Origin of the sequence: Pseudomaricurvus sp., assembly GCF_965662505.1 — a bacterium.
Classification (GTDB): Bacteria; Pseudomonadota; Gammaproteobacteria; order Pseudomonadales; family Cellvibrionaceae; genus Pseudomaricurvus.
Map to the genome: position 1 here is coordinate 1 of NZ_CBFIHX010000156.1, position 6,447 is coordinate 6,447.

Genomic DNA, 6,447 nt, shown 5'->3' on the forward strand with positions numbered 1-6,447 from the left:
TAATGTTATCAAACCCTTTGACGATATTGGTGGTGTGTTCATCCAGTCCTGCACGAGGAGGGTCTACAAACACGGTCGAGAACTGGTAGCTGTCTAGATCAATATCCTTTAACCGTCTGAATTCCCGCTCTTTGTCCATTGCCTGAGAAAGCTCTTCACTCGACATGCGAGCAATCGCCACGTTGCTGACGTTATTGGCTTTCAGGTTGTACTGTGCGGAGTTAACCGATGTTTTGGAGATCTCTGTGGCCAGCACCTTATCGAAAGCTTCAGACAAGGGAATAGTGAAATTACCATTGCCGCAATACAGTTCCAGCAGGTCTCCTGACAGGTTTCCCGCTCCAGACAAAGCCCAGCTGAGCATGCTTTCGCACACCTTGGCATTTGGTTGGGTAAAGCCCGTTTCCACTTGTTGATATTGGTACTGTTTGCCGTTGACCTCAAGGGTCTCAACCACATAATCCTGACCAATCACCAGTTTTTGTTTACGGCTCCGGCCAATAATATGAACCTTGAGCTGTTCAGCCAAAGTTTTCGCTTTTTCTGCCCAGATTTCATCCAGGGGTCTGTGGTAAATCAGGGATATCACAGCCTGACCGCTCAGCGTCGTGAGAAATTCCACCTGGAAAAGCCGCCGAGAAAGCAATGTATCGGCGTTAATCGCCTCCAGTAACAGTGGCATCAATTGGTTGATCAGTAAGCTGCCCACCGGGAACTCTTCGATCATGAAGGGCTTTTTGTACTCTCCAGGCTGGAACATGGCGTAATGTGCCTGATCTTGTTCGTGCCAGATCTTGAACTCGGCACGCATGCGAAAATGACTGGCAGGTGACTCGAATGCCTCCAGCTCAGGAGGTGAAAATTGAGCAAACTGTTCAGTGACACGCTGAATCTTGTCGTTCAGCTGAGCATGGTATTGATCGGGGTATACGCTGTTGATGGCCATAATGTTGTCTGAAATGCTGTATGAGAGGGATCGCGGGATCGGGCATTATACTGACTAAGCGCAGATGATACGAGGCCTCTCACAACCTAACTGGATGGCCCGCGGCGCGAATCTGGGCTGTAAATAAGGTACTTCTTTGGACTCCTCAAACGGGAAGTCACACTCTGAAACACCGTGAAGTAGGCCAGATGCGCATGGCCAGTTTTAAGAACAATTTGAATTCAAACTGATGATTCTTGGGGCCGGTGGCTATATTGAATTCGGAGGATAATTTTCTCAAATTCAGGAAGGGCGAGGCTTTCCCATTAAAACTTCAATCGAGAGCGTTTCATGTGGGCGCTCAGTACGCTGAAGCCTTGCTGTTTTTTCAAGCCTGACTAAATGGGAGGCTCTATACTTTTTATACAAGATGAACAGATTCACCTTGTTGGGGGATCAATCCGTATACCTCCTTCACAGTGCATGGCCCTTTAAAACAAGAGAGGCGGTTCCGATGTTGCGTTTTTTAAAGTGGACGTTTGGCGTAATAGGGTTGTTATTTCTGGGAGTCATCGGTGTTTCAACCTATTTATACGTGGTTGAACTGCCTTCATTGCACGAGCCCCCCAAAACCATCGTTCAGCATTTACCTTCCGGCTCGGGTAACTACGGAGCCTATCCGGCCTACAGTGGATCCCATCCAGGCGTCTCCCCAAGACCCGAAGACTCTTATCGCTTCCCCATACAAATTGGCGAAACCGGTCCGCTTGAACCGTTATTTTCAGGCCCTAATACTTATCCGTTTTGGTGTGGGCGCAATACGGTTACCCATCTTCAGCCAGTTGCAGACAATTTTGAAGGCGTAGGGATTCCTGTATTTTCGGTGGATGAAGAAGGAGAACCAACAGAGGAGGTCATTGGTTACAGTCGCGATTGCCTGCACCCAACTGCCGCGAACTACTTTTTTCTCAATTCAAAAGATGGTCGATTTTACCGGATCGATAAAAAAACACCTGAGCAAACCATAGAAAAGATTACGATTAGCGGAGTATCTCGTGATTTTATCGTACGACTTGAAACGGGAACCATTAATCGATTCTTTTACGCCATCGCCGTACTGAAAGGAGACGGTGAGTCTCTCGAAAGGCCGTTAGGCAATCTATGGAATCAGCGTTTGATATATCAGTTTCGCGGTGGCGTTGGTATTGGCAAACGGCAGGGAAATATCAAACCTAACGACATTCTGAAACGTCGGAAAGATCAATTAAGAAAAGGCTATGCTGTAGTCTATTCATCCGCAAACCAGACCAGTAATCATTACAATATGTGGGTTGCCGAAGATGTCGCAGCCCGCGTAAAAAAACAATTCATCGGTCTCTATGGCGATCCACTGTATACCGTAGGTATTGGTGGGTCTGGTGGCGCGATACAGCAGTACTTGCTCGCTCAAAATCATCCAGGTCTGCTCGATGGTCTCATTCCCTTGTATTCCTATCCGGATATGGTGTCTCAAACCACTTACGTGCTGGATTGCGAACCACTGGAATATTTCTTCGATGTGCAGGATCGTCAGAATCCCAGGTGGGAGAGTTGGGGGCAGCGGGTGATGGTGGAAGGTCTGAGTTCAACCGAGTCGAACATCAATTATTTCCAGGCCATGTCATCTGCGGCCAGTGTGTTGCTGGGCAATTTTGATGGTATTAAACAGTTAAGTGGTAGCAGTGAATGTGTCAGTTCCTGGCGCGGGCTTACACCCTTGGTTAATAACCCGAACTTTGTGCATTTCGCGAAAAATTTCAGCCCTGAAATTCAAAAAAAGATACGCTGGACCCACTGGGAAGATCTCTACCAAATCTATGGGCGGGATGAAAACGGTTACGCTCAAAGTATTTGGGATAATGTCGGCATTCAATATGGTTTGAAGGCGTTAACTGAGCAAAAGATCTCCGTAGAAGAGTTTCTGACCATTAATGCCAAGGTCGGTGGTTGGAAATCACCAGAGCAAATGCAGCAAGAAGAATTCTGGTTCCTGCAAGGTGATGTGTTACCGGTAAAACTGTCTGTTTGGAGTCACCAGAACCAGCTTTTACCGTCAGGGCCGGAAAGTCCTGCAGCCCGTACATCTGCTTCACTGGATGCTATTGAGGGTGTGTTTCGATCAGGTCATGTGTTCCTTGGACAGCTGGACCTTCCAATCCTGGATGTCAGGCATTACCTCGATCCACAGCTGGATATGCATCACTCTTCAGCCTCGTTCATGACCCGCTCCCGGATGCTGAAAAGTCAGGGAACAGCGGCCAATCAAATCATTTGGATCAGCGATCCGGATTATAATCCGGTCGAGCGCGCCTTTGCGGTGATGGATGAGTGGCTGTTAAACATCAAAATGAACGACGAGCTTTCTGTTGCTGAAAATCGTCCTTATTTTGCTGAGGATTCATGCTTTAACAAAGAGGGTGAAACGATCGCGCGCGGAGCGCGGGTTTGGGATGGCGCCTGGAATCAACAGCCTGTAGGAGCTTGTATGCAGGTATATCCAGCGTATATGACCTCTCGGGAAATTGCTGGGGCGCCGATCTCCGGAGATGTCTTTAAATGCCAGACTCAACCAGTTTCAGCGGCCATCAAACAGGGACTGTATGGGAGGGTAGATATGACACCATACCAGGAGAAGCTTGAACATATATTCCCAGAAGGTGTCTGTGATTTTACTCAGCCTGGCTTGGGACGGCCCGACAACCTCTTGACAAAGCCCATGCTGGCGAACTCACAGGATGCAGTTAACCCTCCCAATCAGCAAGCTCAAATCGAGTTTCAAAAGCCTGAGATAACACAGAAGAAGCCGTCGGAAGAGGTTCGGGAAGTGACCAAAATGCCTGAACCTAAAGAAATGTCTGCGCACTCAGCGATCACTTTATCCCGACTGGAGGCAGAGACGGCATCGAGCCAGTGAGGACAGTCGATACAGACTTACCTTAAAGGTAGGGTGATAATAAAGTTCGTGCCTTTGCCTGGATATGACTCCACTTCAATCGTGCCGTCATGGTGTTCTGTGACGATAAAGTAGGTGACCGACAACCCAAGCCCAGTACCTTTGCCTACCTCTTTGGTGGTAAAGAACGGTTCAAAAATGTGGCGACTCACCGCTTCGCTCATTCCCGGGCCGTTATCTTGAACTTCGATACTGACTGATCCTGCGCTAGCATGAATACGTAAAGTGATTTTCGGGTAGAGTGGGGCACCGTACTCTTCATCGTTAAATGCCTGACAGGCATTGCGCAGTAAATTAAGAATGACCTGCTGCATTTCAGTGGGCGAACACCTTACCAAAGGAAGGTCGACATCAAACTCTTTGACCACTTCCAGTTGCTCGGAGCCCTCAGGGGTTTGCAGTTCGAAGGAGTTCTTTGCCAGTTCGAGACTGTGCTCCAGCAGTTCCGGCAGGCTTACCAGTTGATGATCACGATTATTGCTACGGGAAAACTCCAGCATATTCGTAACAATCCGAGCTGAGCGATCTCCAGCTTCACGAATGGCATCCAGGAATTTAAAGATATCTCTGGCCTTCAGGTAGGCGTGGACCTGTTCGACCTTAATGCCTATGTCGTCAGCTATACGATGATTCTGATCCAGGTCGGGAGATGTGCGACGATAAATGTTCTGGATGCCATGCAGGATTGCGCTTAAGGGATTGTTGATCTCGTGGGCCATACCGGCGGCCAACTCTCCCAAAGACATCATTTTCTCGTTCTGAATCATCATGGTTTCAATTCGCACACGCATGGTGACATCATCCAGACGGATAACCGCGCCTGATATTTCAGAAGAGAGCAGGGGGTAAATCGTCAAATCACTGTGTTGTGCATGATTGTCCTGACCGTGCTGGATATTTTCATTGATTTGGGGGACGCCTTTGTCGATGGTTTCGTGAATCATCTCAGTCGTCACTGGCAGATCGGGATAAACCTCAGCCAGATGTTGTCCCAAAGCTTCTTTCGCCTCTATGTCTGTGATTCTGGCTGCTGCAGTGTTCCAGTGCGTAATAACCCCTTGGCGCGTGATGCCAATCAATACAGAAGGCATGGAATTGATGATGCTGTTGAGATAATCCTGAGTTTCTCTTAACAGTTCCTCAGTGATTTCGTGTTTGGCGATTTCATCGTAAAGCTGGTTGTTGATGTTGCGAAGCTTGTTGGTGCGCTCGATAACGCGTTGCTCAAGATTTTTTTGAGCCTGTCCCAGGTCTTCCTTCTTGCGCTTATAACGGCTGCGGCTGAGCTGGATACCTATAATAATGATGGTTTGAAGGGCAACCAGCGCCCAAAGCAAGGTGTTAGCTTCTATATCTCCGCCAATCATGGGGTGTCTGTCCTTACTTCAATTAGCTTTCTGTGTTGGCTGGAGTCAGAGTGTCAGGCTTTGCTGATGTCTGCAATTCTCATCGCAATTTGTTCATAAAATCAGCAAGTTAGCAGGATATTAGAGTTTTTGTCAAAAAGGTTTGACACAACAGGTGGATTAGGTAGAATGCGCCTCTCTTGCAGATCGGGTGGTTAGCTCAGCTGGGAGAGCATCGCCCTTACAAGGCGAGGGTCGGGGGTTCGATCCCCTCACCACCCACCAAGCAAGAGATGGTTATACAGCGGACCGGTAGTTCAGTTGGTTAGAATGCCGGCCTGTCACGCCGGAGGTCGCGGGTTCGAGTCCCGTCCGGTCCGCCAATAACCCTAAATTTAGACCTCCTTTATTTCCCTGTTAAGAACGCTCCTCTAAGCAATACGCCTCGTCAAAGCTCAGCCAAAGCACACCACGATCAAACTCTGTTTCAAATCGCATCGATCTTTATTTCAAATTCTATTGCTACTGTCTCTTATCTGCTTATTTTCTTATAACCCATTTGTCTAGCTGGGTCATAGAAATGTCACAACTATCGACTATCTTTAATTCAAGGCCAGCGATTTGAGCCTATTCGCTATATAGAACTCAGCAAAAACGTAATGGGGTTCTAAAGAAGAGTAGCAACAAACGCACAAATCCTGACTGAATCCGCCCGGACAAACCAACCTGAGGAGAAAACTATCAATTCAGGTGTCTTACAAAGGGCATCACTATCAACAACACGGAGATTACTCTATGCAAGATTATCTGGAAGAACTTCTTGATAACGCCTTCGAAGAATTCGAAGATGATGATTGGACAGAAGACTACAGTGACGTTTAAAGGCTTGGGCATCCCAAGCCTTTTTCTTTATCCCATCAATTAAATTCTACTGGCCACTAGCCACTCACCTCACTAGCTACACGCCTCGCAAACTGCCATTTCACACAGACCTAAGCTACAGGCCGAACCTATAAACCTAAGCTATAGCCCTAAGCTACAGCCGGATTTAATCAATCGGCAGCCAGATTAATTCTTTCTTCTCGTATTCCAGCCCATTTTGCTTGTCATCTGATTCTTCTTTTTGGCTACACCATCACAGTTGTGCCTGAAGAGAACATCGATAATAAAATGTTGAAAGGCAC

4 protein-coding genes and 2 tRNA genes are annotated in these 6,447 nt (G+C 47.6%); 4 read left to right on the forward strand and 2 right to left on the reverse strand.

Annotated elements, in window-relative coordinates; translation table 11 throughout:
• A partial coding sequence (trmA, locus tag ACTG33_RS15405) for a tRNA (uridine(54)-C5)-methyltransferase TrmA (RefSeq protein ID WP_439136111.1) occupies positions 1-946 on the reverse strand: 946 nt, incomplete at its 3' end.
• Positions 947-1,439: 493 nt separating this feature from the next.
• Between trmA and ACTG33_RS15410 the strand changes: the two genes are divergently transcribed.
• The gene (locus tag ACTG33_RS15410) at positions 1,440-3,878 is read left to right on the forward strand and encodes a DUF6351 family protein (RefSeq protein ID WP_439136112.1); all 2,439 of its coding nucleotides are present in this window, start codon (positions 1,440-1,442) and stop codon (positions 3,876-3,878) included.
• A gap of 17 nt (positions 3,879-3,895) precedes the next feature.
• Here the strand turns inward: ACTG33_RS15410 and ACTG33_RS15415 are convergent, their stop codons facing one another.
• Positions 3,896-5,284, reverse strand: a complete 1,389-nt coding sequence (locus ACTG33_RS15415; protein WP_439136113.1) for a two-component system sensor histidine kinase NtrB — start codon at positions 5,282-5,284, stop codon at positions 3,896-3,898.
• Between the two features lie 188 nt (positions 5,285-5,472).
• Here ACTG33_RS15415 and ACTG33_RS15420 point away from each other — a divergent pair.
• The 3 genes from ACTG33_RS15420 (at position 5,473) to ACTG33_RS15430 (ending at position 6,145) form a co-directional block, all read left to right on the forward strand.
• A tRNA-Val gene (locus ACTG33_RS15420) sits at positions 5,473-5,548 on the forward strand.
• 21 nt (positions 5,549-5,569) lie between these two features.
• Positions 5,570-5,646 (forward strand) — tRNA-Asp (locus ACTG33_RS15425).
• 367 nt (positions 5,647-6,013) lie between these two features.
• Complete coding sequence (locus ACTG33_RS15430) at positions 6,014-6,145, forward strand: hypothetical protein (RefSeq protein WP_439136114.1); 132 nt, start codon at positions 6,014-6,016, stop codon at positions 6,143-6,145.
• The last annotated feature ends 302 nt before the right edge of the window (positions 6,146-6,447 follow it).

Coding starts and splice junctions, on each gene's coding strand:
- ACTG33_RS15410 (WP_439136112.1), top strand. CDS start 1,440: ATGTTGCGTTTTTTAAAGTGGACGTTTGGCGTAATAGGGTTGTTATTT.
- ACTG33_RS15415 (WP_439136113.1), bottom strand. CDS start 5,284: ATGATTGGCGGAGATATAGAAGCTAACACCTTGCTTTGGGCGCTGGTT.